The sequence below is a fragment of the Roseovarius lutimaris genome, from assembly GCF_900115165.1.
GTDB classification, from domain to species: Bacteria; Pseudomonadota; Alphaproteobacteria; order Rhodobacterales; family Rhodobacteraceae; genus Roseovarius; species Roseovarius lutimaris.
In genome coordinates this window covers 204,524-219,150 of the sequence record NZ_FOVP01000003.1, presented here as the reverse complement: position 1 = coordinate 219,150, position 14,627 = coordinate 204,524, and the positions used below count along the sequence as shown (strand labels likewise).

The window sequence follows — 14,627 nt, the reverse complement described above, 5'->3', positions numbered from 1 at the left end:
AAACGCCCCGAAAAAATCGCGCGCTAATGGGCTTCTCGGTAATTTGTTCAACACTGCGCCTGCCAGCCTGAACGCGCCTTATTGAAACTCGATGCAAGTGTACTGGTAGCCTTGTCCCGATTGATCGAAGTACTGACTCTCGAACGCGTGTCGGAGGTCGTTCCATACCGGACCAACGGCTTGCCGTTCAGTCCCTACCTCACCGTTTTGATGGCAACTGACCGCGTGTGAACCTTCTGGCAACTCATCTCCAAAGCAATAACTCGCCATATACGGGGCTGTTTCGCTCTTGACTGCCCACAAAATCATCCCGTCGCGAGAAACGACAAAGGCTATTGGCTTGGGGCTAAGGCGGACGTACCGCAGCGCGCTTGCTTGCAGTGAACATTCAAACCGGTTGCCTATTTCCCGCAGCGCCTCGGTGTCCCATTGTATCGAGCCAAATTCATTTCTGATCAAATTCGCAGGCATCAGCAACCAAGAAGCGAAAGTGTTTGCCTCGTTTTCAATCTCGTCACGGAAGTCGTTCAATGATTCTTCGCTATCTTCGAATTTGTTCCGCAATTCTCTATGGCACATGAAGTGGCCGAGTTCATGTGCGAACGTGAACCTCCGCCTCCGCCCATTTCGCACCTGCGAGTTTAGAAGCATAGTCCACTTGCGCGTCCCGTTCGTTCGCACCAGTGACCCCTCAAAACTATCGAAGCGCTGACGATCAATGATTAAATTATCAGAAAAATCGCTGGTTAGGATGGCACCGCTTACCAATTCGTCGAGATCGAGCGGGTAGGTGTTTGGACCATACTGCTGCCACAGCTTTGTAAGGCGTATGGCTTCTTTTTTGGGGTCAGTCTTCTTTTCCATCAAGTCCCGTAACTATCCTGTCGATATACCGCTTATCCTCGTCAGACAGAGTGCGAAATTTGCGGAAAAAAGCATCCTCAACCTGATTTTCGGAACGCTCACTTACCGAGTCATCCAAAAAGAAATCCGGTGACTCGCCTAGGTAGTTGGCGATCTTCAAAAGAAGTTCGGCAGACGGTTTCGCGTTCTTCTTGTTTTCCAATTGCCAGACATAGGCCTTGGAACTGCCGATTGCAGTTGCCAACTCCTCGAGTGTTTTTTTCCGGTTGGTTCTAACCTGCCGGAGCTTTTCGCCAAATCTTTCGGACATTTGAGCCTTCGTGCTTCCACCACTTGACTCGAGTATAGCGATTGTAGTACTTAACTCAAGTGTAGCACTTGCTATACATTTTTGAAGCAAAAATAGGAGGCCATCATGGCTGACACATGCACCGCCAACGGCGACACTTGGGAAATCTACAAAGACAATGCTGCTGATTGGCGGTGGCGTCGTACTGCATCAAACGGCCGGATCGTCGGCGCAGCCTCTGAAGGCTATGTCAACAAATCTGATTGTATTTCGAATGCGCGACGCAACGGGATGACATGCAACCCGTCGTAAAAAAGTGCGGAGCGGCCTACCTCCCGGTCGCTCCACACCTCATTCTTGATGCTCAAAGAAAGCAACGCTAGTGGAAATCTATTTCAAGTTTTGGAAGTGCTCTGCGATCTTGGCCCTCACATCGTCGGCACTCGTCTTTCCTTGAGCCAATTTTTCGACCCAAGGACGTCCCGAATGCAGAACATCCCATGGAGACCGATACTGGGTAGCACGACGACCTCCGGGATCATTGTTCCCGAAACCATCTACAACTACGTTCCAAACAGGACGATACCACGAAATGAGCATTCGTTCGGCCATTCTGACCCACACATCGTCTAAAACCAAATACCGACACCGAAAATCAACAACGTTCAAGTTATCAGCTTGCTCTACAGATCGAGCATGTTTCCGCAATCGGTCAGATAGTGCAGGACCTGAGGGTGCGTCTAAGTCACCACCACGTCGTCCACCTTTCGGTTCAGCCTTTCCAACGTAAATTGGGGCCTCCAACCTGTCCCGATTGATTTGCGCAAGTGGTCGATATGCCTCAAAATCACCAGTATAATAAATCGCATAAATACCTGCGCCTTCAAACGGTTCAGGTGGAAGTGACTGAGGCTCTTGTTTGAGTAACGCGTTTGCCGCGCTTTCGGCCAGATGCTGCTTGTCCAGAGGATTGTAGGGAATTACTTTTTTCATTTGACCAGTCTATCTGGTCACGAACGGCTTTAGCAACAACCTCAGCGAGTCTCACGGGTACCGCATTCCCCAATTGGCGCATCGTCTCTCCCCAAGAACCGTGAAATCGGAATTCATCGGGAAAAGTTTGCAGCCTAGCGCTTTCGCGTTCTGAGAAATATCGAATCGTATCATCTGGGCGACGCATCATGTTTTCGCCGCCAGGAACACCATGCACACCTGCTTTTAAGGTTTTGGCAGGCTCGTCGAGTGGACTACCTGTATGTCCGGGATATGACCGTGCACCGGGAATAAAGCGATGGTCTGCGACCCTCTCCGCTGCTTTGGGATGAAACTCAGGGTCAGGAATGTCGTGGAGCGCATCGCGGACAGTCACCCATGGCAATTCACTTGGCTTTACTTTCAGCTTCGCCGCCCGCTTTTTCTCGCGCTCGTTTTCGACTGGTTTGACCTTATGCCGCTCCCAGTATTCTCCACTACGCCATTTGGACCAGAGTAGCGCATCCTGTGAGTGTGTCTTATCGGGGAAGTGGAAAGCAGTAGCGAGATCGTCGCGCACGCCGACGATGAAGACCCGCTCTCGCTTTTGCGGCACGCCGTAGTCGGCGGCGTTTAAGAGGCGGATGACGACGTTGTAAAGCAGCCCACCGCTTGCGCCGCTGGTTTCGTAATCCTCAAGGCGTTTCAGGTGCTCAAGCCATTCCTCGCCCTCCTGCGGGATCAAATCGGGGTGACGAAGGCGCAAGCGGATGTATTCGAGATAGTTAGTAAATGCCTGACGTCTTAGGCCTTTTACGTTTTCGAAGATGAACGCCTCGGGGCGTAGCTCGCGCACGGCGCGGGCGGCCTCTGGAAACATGTCGCGCGGATCAAGAAAGGCACGGTGCCTGCCACCCATGGAGAAGGGCTGGCACGGAGGACCTCCCGTCACGAGATTCACTTTGCCTTTGAGCGGAGTGTAGTCGAACTGGCGCACGTCGCCCTTGTCCCAGCCGTGCAGTGGCCAGTCAGTGTTCTCGGCCAGCGTATCGCAAGCCCAGCGGTCGATTTCCACGACTGCCTCGTGGGTAAAGCCAGCATTGCCTACACCCAACCCAAGGCCTCCTGCGCCCGCGAACAACTCGACTGACCTCACGTCTGAACCCTATCTTTCTGAGCACCTCTACGCGTTGATCTTATTGCAATCCGCTAGGGTGTCTGTGCTTCCGCACTGTATTTCGTGCCTCACCATCAATATGCACACAAGAGTTGGAAAACCTCAACTAGTTGTAACGACAGCGCAGTTGTTTAGCTTGACTTTTCAGAGGCGTTCTGGTAAGCGTTTCGCCTTGCTGCGCGTTACCTGTTCCGAGATCGCGTCCCAATCCGCACATAGCTGGTTGCCCAAAAGGAAACACACCTTAACTGGTGTCGGTTTTCCACGTGACTGCTGACACCTACAGCTCGGAGCAATCGAAAATGATTGAAGCATTTTTTGCGTCGATTGACGCTTCTGATTTAGCGGAGCACTTGCAGTCTCAGCAAGGCATCGAAACCGCGCAACTAGTACGAATGAAGGAGTGGCAGGCAACGCTCACCTCTATGGAGCGCAAGGCGCGATATAGAGCAAAGAACCGGGCACTGCTTCGTCATAAACAAGGAATGCGGCGAGCAGCGAAGCTCAACGCAATCCCACCTTGGCTTACCAAAACCCAAGAACGTCAAATCCTGCGCCTGCATGAAAAGGCCGTTGAGAGAGAGTTCTGGTCCCAAATACCGCACGACCTGCATCACTCCTCGCCGCTCTGCGGAAAGAGTAGTGCCTCCGACGACGTTGCAGCTTGCGGCCTTCACGTCCCCTGGAATCTGGAAGTGCTGACACGTGAAGAAAATCTCAGCCTAGGCGCGCGACTCGATGGAGACAGCTCCATACCGTTCTAGAAGTTCGAAATGACGCTGTGTTGCAAAAATGTTGCAAAAATGGGAGCGCAGCGATCCTTCGGTGCGCTTTATTTCGTTCATTTTCAAGAGTTTAAATGGTGCCCCCACACGGACTCGAACCGCGGACCTACTGATTACAAATCAGTTGCTCTACCAGCTGAGCTATAGGGGCTCGGGCGCCTCATTACGCATTAACGTGGGCCACTTCAAGCCAAATTCCGCTGCTCTCTTACGCTTTGTGCAAATGCCGCGCCAAGGCTATGGGTGATTGCGGTTTAACTCTGGCGAAAAGCCCGTATATATGAGCGCGACTTTTACATGAACCGGGATACCAATGCAGGTCGTAATTCACGCGGGCGCCCACAGTACGGATGATGACAGGCTGGTAAATTGCCTGTCGGATAATCGTGAGATTCTGGCCGAATTCGGCACCAACGTGCCTGATCCAGGGAAATATCGCCGCCTGGTGCGCGACACCCTGCATCAGGCGCAGGATAGCGGGCTAAGCGCCGACGCGCGTGACGTTCTGGTTGACGCCATTAGCCATGAAGGTGCGGTTGACCGGCTTGTTCTGTCCAATGCCGGGTTTTTCGGCACCCCCAAGATGGCCGTGGGGGGCGGGCAATTCTACGGAGCGGCGGAAGCGCGGCTTGGCCTTTTTCGCCAGATGTTTCCCGATGATGACATCGAGCTTTTCTTTGCCATCCGCAACCCGGCCACATTCCTGCCGGCGCTGCTTGACAACACGCCGCACAAGGTGATGGAAAAGCTGTTGCGCGGATCTGATCCGACCCATATGCGATGGTCCGAGATGGTGGCGCGTATTCGCAACAGCCACCCTGACATTCCCGTCACGATCTGGTGCAATGAGGATACGCCGCTGATCTGGTCTCAGGTGGTGCGCGAAGTGGCCGGCATCGACCCCACGGTCGAATTTACCGGCGAATTCAGCCTCTTGATGGAGATCATGACCCGCCCTGGCCAACAGCGTTTCAAGGCCTATATGGAACGCCACCCCGGCATGACCGAGGTGCAAAAGCGCCGGGTGATTACGGCATTCCTCGACAAATTTGCCGATGAGGACGCGATCGAGGAAGAGCTTGATGTGCCCGGCTGGACAGCCGAACTTATTGATGAGCTGACAGAAATGTATGATGAAGACGTCTATGAAATCGAGCGGATTCAGGGCGTGCAGATGATCACGCCCTAAACCGCGACCTCCAAGACATCACGCCATTCCAAGTGCTTCTTTATACATCTCAAGGACCGCTTCTTCTTCGGCGATATCGTCCTTGTCGCGTTTGCGCAACGAGATCACCTTGCGCAGCACCTTGGTATCATAGCCGCGTGATTTCGCCTCGGCCATCACTTCTTTTTGCTGCTCTGCGATATCCTTTTTCTCGGCATCCAGCCGCTCGAAGCGCTCGATGAACTGGCGCAACTCGTCTGCGGTCACGCGATAGGTCGAGTCGGAATTCATGTCGTTCATGGGCTGTCTCCGGTCAATTGGGCCTTCTGACTATAGCTGCGCGCACGTCTCTGCAAGATGCTTCTGCATGCCTGTCCGACTTGCGCAATCGCGCAACTTCGACTAGGCGCTGCACATCACGGTCGCGCCATAAAGGAGCAGGCGATGGAAATTCTGATCTGGCTTGGGGCCGCGGTTTCACTGGCGGGCATGGTGGGGCTGATCTGGTGCATCATGACGGTCTGGAAGGCGCGCAAGGCGGGGCTGAGCGATGACGCGTTGCGCCAGGCGGTGCAAAAGGTGGTGCCGGTCAACACGGCGGCGCTTTTCCTGTCGGTGATCGGGCTGATGATGGTGGTGATCGGTATCTTGCTAAGCTAGGGGCTTGATCCCCGAGCTTGATGGCGCGGTCTCTTCTTTGGACGGCAAGAAAGCAGTCTGGACAGATACGCCACGCAAACAACATGACGACGCATGCAGCCAGAGCGGCAATACGCAACGACCGATACTGAGGTGCAGGCCCGGATTGAACCGCACCGGGTTTATGGTCAGGCGGTTGCTGCGCGATGAATTGAACAGGCGGCTTGACTCTGTGCCGGAACTGGCCGCAGCCTGTCAGGGGCGTGCTGCCAGACCGAAAACCACGCGCAAACCTGTCTTTACCGGAATATGATTGTCTGACCCTTCTATGGAGCTGACCCATGGCCCATGCCTTCAATGAATTCGTTCATGGTCTGCGGTATGACGACCTGCCCGCGTCTGTCCGTGACTTTGCCCGTCGCTGGTTGCTCGACCTGATCGGCGTGGCAGCAGGTGGGGTGCGCACGGACCTGTCCCACATAATCCGCAACCACGCGGCGCGACAATTCGGGGCCGGGTCGGGCGCGGCGCGGATGCTGTTCGACGGCAGGGTCGTAAGCGCTGCGGGGGCGGCGCTGGCGGGTGGCATGACCATCGACGCGCTGGATGGCCATGATGGCCACAAGCTGACCAAGGGGCATGTCGGCTGTGGTGTGTTTCCGGCACTTCTTGCGCTCAGTCAGGCCGAAAACAGCACTGCGGGCGATGACTTTCTGACCGCCCTCGTCATCGGGTACGAGATCGGAACCCGGGCAGGTATAGCACTGCATCGAACCGTGCCCGATTACCATACGTCAGGGGCGTGGATTGCGGTTGCCTGTGCCGCCCTTGGCGCGCGGGTTCTGGGGCTGGACGCTGTACGCACCCGAGAGGCCATCGGCATTGCGGAATACCACGGGCCACGCAGCCAGATGATGCGCTGCATTGATGCCCCGACAATGGTCAAGGATGGCTCCGGCTGGGGCGCAATGACAGGCGTTTCGGCGGCATACCTTGCCGCAGCCGGCTTTACCGGCGCGCCCGCTGTCACCGTCGAGGCCCCGGAAGTCGCCGATCTGTGGTCCGACCTTGGCAGCAATTGGCGCATCCTTGAGCAATACTACAAACCCTTCCCGGTCTGTCGCTGGGCACAGCCGCCGCTGTTGGCCACATTGGGCCTGCGCGATGCCCATGGCATCGCGTCCACGGATGTCGATCACATTGAAATCACCACCTTCCACCACTCCCTGCGTCTTGCCACACGGCGGCCAAAAACCACCGAGCAAGCACAGTACTCAACGTCTTTCCCCACTGCCGTGGCAATGGTTCGCGGCCATGTCGGCCCCGACGACATCGCGTTGCATAATCTCTCAGACCGCGAGGTTTTACGGTTGTCCGACAGCATGGTGATAACCGAGTCCGACGACTACAATGCCGCCTTCCCCGCCAGGCGCATCGCGCATGCCACCTTGGTGCTGAAAGACGGTCGTCGGCTGACATCCCCTCCGACAGAGGCCACCGGAGATCCGGAAAACCCGGTGCCGATGGAGCAGGTTCGCCGAAAATTTCGTGCCTACGCCACACCGGTCCTGCGGGCTGAGCGCATCGCCGACATCGAGGCGGCGATCGCAAATCTGGCAACCGGCGGACTCGACGCGCTGAGCACAGCCGTCACCGGCCCGATTGATGAGCCCGCCAACGCCCCGGCCCCGGTTCGGCCTGAACCGGGCGGAGCTGCGCATCGCTAGTGGCAACATCTGTCGCTCTGTGCCGGGTCCACTCTCGCCAGCATTCGCGCCTCACCGCCCGATGAACTCCGCCCGCCGTTCGCTGAGCGCCGTGCAGAGATAATCGACAAACAGCCGGACGCGCCGCACCCGCTTCAAATCGCCATGCAACAAGACCCAGGTTGACCGGCTGGTGTCAAACGCCGTGCCCGGCACGCGCTGCAACTCGGGGAAGCGCGCCTGCACCCAGGCCGCCAGAACGGTCATCCCCGCCCCTGCCCGCGCCAGATGCAGGTGCATCGCCGGGTCAGGAATGCTGTGTCGGATGCGAGCCTTGGGAAAGGGCGAACGTTGGATATGCTCCAGCAGTTCCGGCACAGCGCCATAACCAATCCAGGTCAGCCCCTGCCCTTCGGGCCCCGCCTCGGGCAACAGCCGGTCGAGATAGGCCTCGGCAGCATAGGTTCCGATCGCCAGCGGAAAGAGCTTGCGCCCCACCGCATCATCCTCAACCTCGCGCACATGGCGGATTGACACGTCGGTTTCGAGCCGCGCGATCGAGGATATCCCGTAGGACAGGTGCAGGTCGATCTCGATCTCGGGATAAAGCACGGTAAACTCGGCCAGGACCGGTGCGAGCAGGAAATGCGCGGTCATCGGATCGGCAGACAGGCGAATGCGCCCTGCCGCCTCGCGGTCCAGCCCCTGCACGGCGTTGAACCCCTTTAACAGTGCCGCCTCGGCCTCTAGCGCCTGGGGCAGCAGCGCCCGGCCCGCCACCGTCAGGTGCAGACCATCCGCGCCACGACGAAAGAGTTGCACGCCAAGTCCCGCCTCCAGCGCCTCGATCTGGCGGCGGATCGTGGCGTGGGTGCCGTCCGATTGCTCGGCGGCCGCGCGCAGCGAGCCGGCACGGGCAACAGCCAGAAAGGCGGGGAGCGATTTCCAATCCATCATGGTGGAACGATTTTGAACCTCACCGGATCATATCTGTCAATATGCGGATGAATTTCGATCCACTAGGACAGATCCATTCCAAGTATACTTCCGATGGAGACACGCCATGACCACCCGCCTCACCGCCTGGAGCATCCGCCGCTATGGCGCGCCTGACCGGCTCGTCCCTGTTCAGCGCCCGATGCCAACCCCCGGCCCGACCGAGATCCTGATCCGGATCCGCGCCTCGGCCGTCACCCGCGCCGACGGGATGATGCGCGCGGGCCTGCCGCGTTTTGCCCGTCTGTTTCTTGGCCTGTCACGTCCGCGCAACGACCTGGCAGGCACCGGATTGTCGGGCGAAGTCATCGCAAGGGGCGCGGACGTCAGGCGCTTTGCCATCGGGGACGCCGTATTCGGTGAGGCCGGATTGAGGTTTGGCGCCAATGCCAGCCACATCTGTCTCGACGAATCCGGCGTGCTTATGCCCAAGCCTGCGCATCTGTCCCATGAAAACGCGGCCGTGATGTGCGATGGGCCTCTGACATCGCTGCATTTCCTCGAAAACGTCGCCTACCTCAAGCCGGGCGAGCGGGTGCTGATCCTTGGCGGATCGGGCAGCCTGGGCAGTGCCGCCGTACAGATCGCCGCCGCGATGGGGGCTGATGTCACAGCCACATGCAGCGCGCACAACACAGGTCTCGTCGCCTCGCTCGGGGCCGCCCGCGTGATCGACTATGCCAGAGAGAACGCGCTGCTGCCGAGCAGGCACTACGATGTGATTTATGACACGCTGGGGATTGCGTCTTTCGGCCAGGCCCGCAAAAGCCTTGCCAAGGGCGGTCGCTACGTCTGCCCGGTCCTGTCGCTGCGACTGTTGGGGGCGATGCTGCGCACGACGCTTGTCGGCCAGCGCAAGGCCCGTTTCTCGGCAGCCGGACTTGAGAGGCCCGAGCTTTTGCGCGGCCTGCTGACCCGGCTGATCGAGATGACAGAGGCAGAAACGCTCACACCTGTGCTAGACCGGGTCTATCCGCTGGACAATCTGATTGCGGCGCACCAGCACATGGAAACCGGGCACAAGCGCGGCAATCTCGTCGTGGTCTGAAGGACCGCCCCCGGCATTTAAGGGCAAGGAGAACCGCTCATGCCAAGACTGAAAGACAAGACCTGTATCGTCACCGGTGCCGCGCGGGGGATCGGGGCCGCCATTGCGCGGGCCTTCGCGCAGGAAGGCGCAGGGGTCGTCGTGACCGACAAGGACGCGGACGGCGCGGCCAATGTCGCCCGCGAGGTCGGCGGGCAATCACTTCGTCTCGATGTGGCAGTCGAGGCAGACTGGGCGACACTGACCAAGACCTGGCCCGCCTGTGACGTTCTGGTCAACAACGCAGGTGTCACCGGCTTCGAAGAGACGATGCGCCCGCACGACCCCGAACACGCAACGCTGGAGGATTGGCGCGCGGTTCACGCGGTCAATCTTGACGGCACATTCCTGGGCTGCCGCTATGCCATTCAGGCCATGCGCGCGAAACGCGCAGGCTCGATCATCAATATCTCGTCGCGCTCGGGGCTGGTGGGCATTCCCGCGGCGGCGGCCTATGCCGCGTCCAAGGCGGCGGTGCGCAACCATACCAAGTCCGTCGCGCTCTATTGTGCCGAACAGGGGCTGAACATCCGCTGTAACTCGATCCACCCTGCCGCGATCCTGACCCCGATGTGGGAGCCGATGCTGGGCGACGGGCCGGACCGCGCGGCGCGCATGGCGGCCTTTGTCGCCGACACCCCGCAACGCCGTTTCGGCCAGCCTGATGAGGTCGCGGCGATTGCCGTCCTGCTGGCGTCGGACGAGGCCGCCTATATGACGGGCGCCGAACTGATCATAGACGGCGGGCTGCTGGCTGGGTCTGCCGCAACGCCCCAGACCTATTGATGACCCTCGGATTACACCGCGCGCACAGCGCCGATGTGCAGTAACGATCAAAATCGACTAAGCTGCTCTTACTGGGGAAAGGGTGCGTCATCGGATGGGGAACATAACAACACTCTTCGTGCGAAAGGTCATCGCGGCAGCAAGCGGCGATCTGGACCAGACGGCCGTTTTGCGCGATCTCGGGCTGACCACAAACGAAACCGACGTCAAGACCATGATCCCCGACGCCGATTATTACGCGCTGCTTGAACGCATCGTGGGCGCTTTGGGCGATGCCACGGATTTTCCGCTGCGAGTCGGGGCGTCGATGCGCTGCGACGATTACGGCGCCTTCGGTCTGGCCTGGAAAACCGCCCCGACGCTGCGCGGGTCGCTGGAGCGCGCGGCGCGTTATGCGCGGTTGCTGACCTCAGTGGCGGGATACGAGGTACGCAACCACGACGCAGGGGCGTATTTCCTTTTGCAGCGCGACGGGCCGCGCACGCTGGGGATGCGCCTGTCGAACGAGGCGACGCTGGCCAGTGCCCTGTCGATCATGCGCGAGGTTTCGCCCGCCCCGGTGGCGCCACTGGAGGTGCATTGCCGTCACGCCGCGCCCACCGATACAGCCGCCCACGAAGCCTTCTTCGGTTGTCCGGTGATCTTTGGCTCAGATCTCGACGGTCTGCTGATGTCAGCCGAGACGCTGGCGCGCGACAACCGTCTGGGCGATCCGGCGATCGCGCAATTCCTCAGACCGCATCTCGACGCGGAACTTGCGGTGGCCTCCAGCCAGACATCCTTCATCCAGACCCTTTTGCGGCGCATGTCTGATCGGCTCAGCGAGGGGCCGCCACGCGCGGCCGACATGGCCCGCGAGATGGGGATGAGCGAACGGACGCTGCATCGCAGGCTTGCCAGCGACGGGATGTCGTTCCAGAGCATTCTGGAGCAGGCGCGGCGCCAGCTGGCCGAAGGGTTGCTGGTGCAAAGCGATCATTCCATTGCCGAGATTGCCTTTTTGACCGGCTATTCCGAACAGAGCGCCTTTACCCGCGCATTCAAGCGATGGGTCGATCAGACCCCTGCCGCCTTTCGCCACGCGCGCCCGGGCCGCTGATCCGCCGATTGGCAGGATCGGTCAAGCCCCTGTCCGACGTCGTCAAGACGCCCGGCGCCCGCCTGCGGCAGTTTGTGTGCATCACACCAACCAGAAGGAGACCGTGATGCACACCCAACCCATCCTCGTCATCGGCGCCAACGGCAAGACCGGACAGCGCATTTCCCAAAGCCTCGCTGCGCAAGACTATAGCGTTCGGCCCGGTGCCCGAAACGCCACCATCCCCTTCGACTGGAACGACGAGACCACCTGGGCATCCGCGCTTGACGGCGTATCGACGGCCTATGTCTCGTATTTCCCCGATCTCGCCTTTCCCGGTGCGGCCGAAAAGATCGAGGCCTTGTCGGCACTGGCCCTGCAAAAGGGTATCCGTCGTCTCGTGCTGCTGTCTGGACGGGGCGAAACCCATGCCAGGCGGTGCGAGGATATCGTCGCCGCCTCGGGTGTCGATTACACCCTCCTCCGCTGCGCCTGGTTCGCGCAGAATTTCAGCGAAGGCTATCTGCGCGACCCACTCCTTGGCGGCGCAATCGCGCTGCCTGCGGGCGATGTCCGCGAACCCATCGTGGACGTTGACGACATCGCCGATGTGGCAGTGGCCGCGCTGACGGAGATGGGGCGCCATTCCGGCGAGCTTTACGAGATCACCGGCCCGCGCCTTCTGCACTTTTCCGAGGCCGCCGCCACGCTTGCCGCCGCCAGTGGCCATAAGGTGCACTACGTGCCGATCACGCTCGCCGACTTCCACTCGGCCATGACCGAAATCGGCGGAGCCTTCATCGCCGATGTCTTCACCCATGTCTGCCAAGAGGCGCTGGACGGGCGCAACGCGTGGCTGGGCGATGGCATCCAACGCGCACTTGGGCGGCCCCCACGCGACTTTGCGCAGTTTGCGCGCGATGCCGCCAGAGCCGGTGCATGGCGCGAAGCCGCCTGACCCCACCAACCAGCCCCACAACATAAAGGAGGTCGAGATGACCCTCTCTATTTTTCAAAAATTCGCGCTTGGCATCGCCGGTGTCACGGCGTTGTCGATTGGTGGTTTCATCCTGGTCGCGCCGCATGCGTTCTATGCCGACTACGGCATCGCCCTCGATCGCGATCCAAGCTTACTGAGCGAGTTGCGCGCCCCCGGCGCGGGCCTCGCAACCCTTGGTGCGATCATGCTGGCAGGCAGCGCGCGCGCAGCCTGCGCCCGGGTTGCACTGGTTGCCGTGCTGACGGTCTATGTGGCCTTCCCCATCGGGCGCCTCATCAGCCTTGCGATAGACGGCATGCCCTCGGCAAGCGTGATCGGCGCACTCGGGATCGAGATCGCGATCGCAACCCTTTGCCTTGTCGCGTTCCGGCACGGGCGGGGCAATACGCTTGCAAGGCCGCGCATTGCTGTTCCGCAGAATCGCTATCCCACCTGAAACCCGGCACTGCCCGCCGGTCACGATGACGCGCGGGCAACCGTCCCTCACCCTGAAAACAACCGACGCGCCTGCCCCCTTTGGCCACGGCCCAAACGCCTGGTCTTTTTTAAGGCAGGGTTTACCTGCTGCCTTTCGCCGCCTTGTTTTCGCAGGCGCCCGCAGCTCGGCACGGGACAAGACCCAGACCGCGTCACATCCTCACAATTGAGTGATTGCTCAAATTGAAGGTTGAGCAATCACTCAAATTAGACTACTTGGGGGGCATCGAAACGCGGCAAAGGCGCCGAGACATGGCACCGCTTTCGCACCGAAGCGTGGCACACCCGCCAGCTTTTGACCAATTCGAACACCGCCAGCCAAAGGAAACACCAATGACCAACTTCCCGATCCACACCCTCGAAACCGCACCCGACGCCGCCAAGCCGTTGCTGGAAAACTCGCTCAAGACCTTCGGTCGTATCCCCGGCCTGCATGGCACCATGGCCGAGGCCCCAGGCCTTTTGGCCGCCTATAACTTTGCCCATCAGCAATTCCTGGCCACCTCGCTCACCGACGAGGAAAAAACTGTCGTCTGGCAGGCCGTGAACGTGGAAAATTCCTGCCACTATTGTGTGCCGGCGCATACAGGCATCGCCAAGATGATGCAGGTCGATGACGCCATCACCGAGGCGCTGCGCAATGAGACCCCGCTGCCGACCGCCAAACTGGAAGCGCTGCGTACCTTCACGTTGCAGGTTGTCCGCACCAACGCCAATCTGAGCGACGCCGAAGTGCAGGCCTTCCTCGATGCGGGTTTTGAAGAGCGCAACATCCTCGAAGTGATCCTTGGCGTGGCGCAAAAGGTGATGTCAAACTTCACCAACCACTTTGCCGGAACGCCGGTGGATCAGGTGTTCCAGAAGTTCGCCTGGCAAAAGGCCGACGAGGCGGCGTAAACCAACAGGCGGTCCGGGTCTCGAATCCGGGCCGCCGCACGTGACGCAAAGGGCCTCATATGACATCCCCGCTTCGCATCGACATCCTGTCCGACGTGATGTGCCCCTGGTGCATCATCGGCTATCGTCAATTGGCCCTTGCGCTAGAGAGCACAGGCACCGCGCATGAAATCCACTGGCACCCGTTTGAGCTTAACCCGCAGATGCCGCCAGAAGGTCAGGACGGATTTGAACATATGGCCGAGAAATACGGCTCGACCCGCGCGCAATCCCTCGAAAGCCGCGCCCGCATGACGGCTTTTGGGGCCGATCTCGGGGTCGAGTTCCGATGGGCAGAAGGCTTTCGGATGCACAACACATTCAATGCGCATCAACTGCTGCATTGGGCCGAAATGCAAGGCCGCAAGCATGACCTCAAGATGGCACTGTTCAGCGCCCATTTCACCGATCGGCGCAACCTGTCGGACGACGACGTGTTGGCAGATATTGCGGGCGAAACCGGGCTAGAGCGGGCCGAGGCATTGGCCGTCCTGCAAGATCAGCGCTTTGCAGATGATGTGCGTCAGCTAGAGACCTTCTGGATCAAGCAGGGCATTCAGGGCGTGCCGACGATGATCTTTGATCGCAAACACCTTGTCACCGGCGCACAGGGCGTGGAAAACTACACGAATATCCTGAACCAACTGACCAGGGAACGGGCCTGACG

18 protein-coding genes and 1 tRNA gene are annotated in these 14,627 nt (G+C 59.4%); 12 read left to right on the top strand and 7 right to left on the bottom strand.

Going from position 1 to position 14,627, the window contains the following annotated elements; genetic code table 11:
- Positions 1-78: 78 nt before the first annotated feature.
- Both BMZ91_RS04115 and BMZ91_RS04110 read right to left on the bottom strand, forming a co-directional pair.
- Complete coding sequence (locus BMZ91_RS04115) at positions 79-864, bottom strand: ImmA/IrrE family metallo-endopeptidase (protein WP_092835028.1); 786 nt, start codon at positions 862-864, stop codon at positions 79-81.
- Complete coding sequence (locus BMZ91_RS04110) at positions 848-1,174, bottom strand: helix-turn-helix domain-containing protein (protein WP_092835026.1); 327 nt, start codon at positions 1,172-1,174, stop codon at positions 848-850. The genes BMZ91_RS04115 and BMZ91_RS04110 overlap by 17 nt, the downstream gene beginning before the upstream one ends.
- A 105-nt stretch (positions 1,175-1,279) precedes the next feature.
- Between BMZ91_RS04110 and BMZ91_RS04105 the strand changes: the two genes are divergently transcribed.
- Complete coding sequence (locus BMZ91_RS04105) at positions 1,280-1,465, top strand: YegP family protein (RefSeq protein ID WP_092835024.1); 186 nt, start codon at positions 1,280-1,282, stop codon at positions 1,463-1,465.
- Between the two features lie 78 nt (positions 1,466-1,543).
- Here the strand turns inward: BMZ91_RS04105 and BMZ91_RS22050 are convergent, their stop codons facing one another.
- The gene (locus tag BMZ91_RS22050; protein ID WP_092835022.1) at positions 1,544-2,146 is read right to left on the bottom strand and encodes an Eco29kI family restriction endonuclease; all 603 of its coding nucleotides are present in this window, start codon (positions 2,144-2,146) and stop codon (positions 1,544-1,546) included.
- Positions 2,046-3,281, bottom strand: coding sequence for a DNA cytosine methyltransferase (locus tag BMZ91_RS04095; RefSeq protein ID WP_092835020.1), 1,236 nt, complete (start codon positions 3,279-3,281; stop codon positions 2,046-2,048). The genes BMZ91_RS22050 and BMZ91_RS04095 overlap by 101 nt, the downstream gene beginning before the upstream one ends.
- A gap of 323 nt (positions 3,282-3,604) precedes the next feature.
- On the opposite strand from BMZ91_RS04095, the gene BMZ91_RS04090 reads away from it, so the two are divergent.
- On the top strand, positions 3,605-4,066 hold the full coding sequence (locus tag BMZ91_RS04090; RefSeq protein WP_143076294.1) for a hypothetical protein: 462 nt from the start codon (positions 3,605-3,607) through the stop codon (positions 4,064-4,066).
- Positions 4,067-4,162: 96 nt separating this feature from the next.
- On the opposite strand, the gene BMZ91_RS04085 is transcribed toward BMZ91_RS04090, so the two are convergent.
- Positions 4,163-4,238: transfer RNA gene (locus BMZ91_RS04085), tRNA-Thr, on the bottom strand.
- 162 nt (positions 4,239-4,400) lie between these two features.
- Here BMZ91_RS04085 and BMZ91_RS04080 point away from each other — a divergent pair.
- Entirely contained in the window at positions 4,401-5,276 is an 876-nt protein-coding gene (locus BMZ91_RS04080; protein ID WP_092835016.1) for a hypothetical protein, read from the top strand.
- A gap of 18 nt (positions 5,277-5,294) precedes the next feature.
- Here BMZ91_RS04080 and BMZ91_RS04075 read toward each other — a convergent pair whose 3' ends face one another.
- Positions 5,295-5,555 carry a DUF2312 domain-containing protein gene (locus BMZ91_RS04075; RefSeq protein ID WP_092835014.1) on the bottom strand — a complete coding sequence of 87 codons (261 nt, stop codon included), beginning with the start codon at positions 5,553-5,555 and terminating at the stop codon, positions 5,295-5,297.
- A 144-nt stretch (positions 5,556-5,699) separates the two neighbouring features.
- Here BMZ91_RS04075 and BMZ91_RS04070 point away from each other — a divergent pair, with 144 nt between their 5' ends.
- Complete coding sequence (locus BMZ91_RS04070; RefSeq protein ID WP_092835012.1) at positions 5,700-5,915, top strand: hypothetical protein; 216 nt, start codon at positions 5,700-5,702, stop codon at positions 5,913-5,915.
- 320 nt (positions 5,916-6,235) lie between these two features.
- A complete protein-coding gene (locus BMZ91_RS04065) occupies positions 6,236-7,621 on the top strand; it encodes an MmgE/PrpD family protein (protein WP_092835010.1) in 1,386 nt (461 codons plus the stop codon).
- 51 nt (positions 7,622-7,672) lie between these two features.
- On the opposite strand, the gene BMZ91_RS04060 is transcribed toward BMZ91_RS04065, so the two are convergent.
- On the bottom strand, positions 7,673-8,557 hold the full coding sequence (locus tag BMZ91_RS04060; protein WP_092835008.1) for a LysR family transcriptional regulator: 885 nt from the start codon (positions 8,555-8,557) through the stop codon (positions 7,673-7,675).
- A gap of 106 nt (positions 8,558-8,663) precedes the next feature.
- Here BMZ91_RS04060 and BMZ91_RS04055 point away from each other — a divergent pair, with 106 nt between their 5' ends.
- The 7 genes from BMZ91_RS04055 to BMZ91_RS04025 all read left to right on the top strand — a co-directional run bounded on the left by BMZ91_RS04055 (position 8,664) and on the right by BMZ91_RS04025 (position 14,625).
- Positions 8,664-9,644 (top strand): NAD(P)-dependent alcohol dehydrogenase, encoded by a 981-nt coding sequence (locus BMZ91_RS04055; protein WP_092835006.1) that lies wholly within the window; start codon positions 8,664-8,666, stop codon positions 9,642-9,644.
- A gap of 39 nt (positions 9,645-9,683) precedes the next feature.
- The gene (locus BMZ91_RS04050) at positions 9,684-10,469 is read left to right on the top strand and encodes an SDR family oxidoreductase (RefSeq protein ID WP_092835004.1); all 786 of its coding nucleotides are present in this window, start codon (positions 9,684-9,686) and stop codon (positions 10,467-10,469) included.
- Positions 10,470-10,563: 94 nt separating this feature from the next.
- Entirely contained in the window at positions 10,564-11,568 is a 1,005-nt protein-coding gene (locus BMZ91_RS04045) for an AraC family transcriptional regulator (RefSeq protein ID WP_092835002.1), read from the top strand.
- A gap of 106 nt (positions 11,569-11,674) precedes the next feature.
- The gene (locus BMZ91_RS04040) at positions 11,675-12,505 is read left to right on the top strand and encodes an NAD(P)H-binding protein (RefSeq protein WP_092835133.1); all 831 of its coding nucleotides are present in this window, start codon (positions 11,675-11,677) and stop codon (positions 12,503-12,505) included.
- Between the two features lie 37 nt (positions 12,506-12,542).
- Positions 12,543-12,983: a DUF4345 domain-containing protein gene (locus BMZ91_RS04035; RefSeq protein WP_092835131.1), complete on the top strand. Its 441-nt coding sequence runs from the start codon at positions 12,543-12,545 to the stop codon at positions 12,981-12,983.
- A gap of 374 nt (positions 12,984-13,357) precedes the next feature.
- The gene (locus BMZ91_RS04030; RefSeq protein WP_092835000.1) at positions 13,358-13,921 is read left to right on the top strand and encodes a carboxymuconolactone decarboxylase family protein; all 564 of its coding nucleotides are present in this window, start codon (positions 13,358-13,360) and stop codon (positions 13,919-13,921) included.
- A 59-nt stretch (positions 13,922-13,980) separates the two neighbouring features.
- Positions 13,981-14,625 (top strand): DsbA family oxidoreductase, encoded by a 645-nt coding sequence (locus BMZ91_RS04025; protein WP_092834998.1) that lies wholly within the window; start codon positions 13,981-13,983, stop codon positions 14,623-14,625.
- The last annotated feature ends 2 nt before the right edge of the window (positions 14,626-14,627 follow it).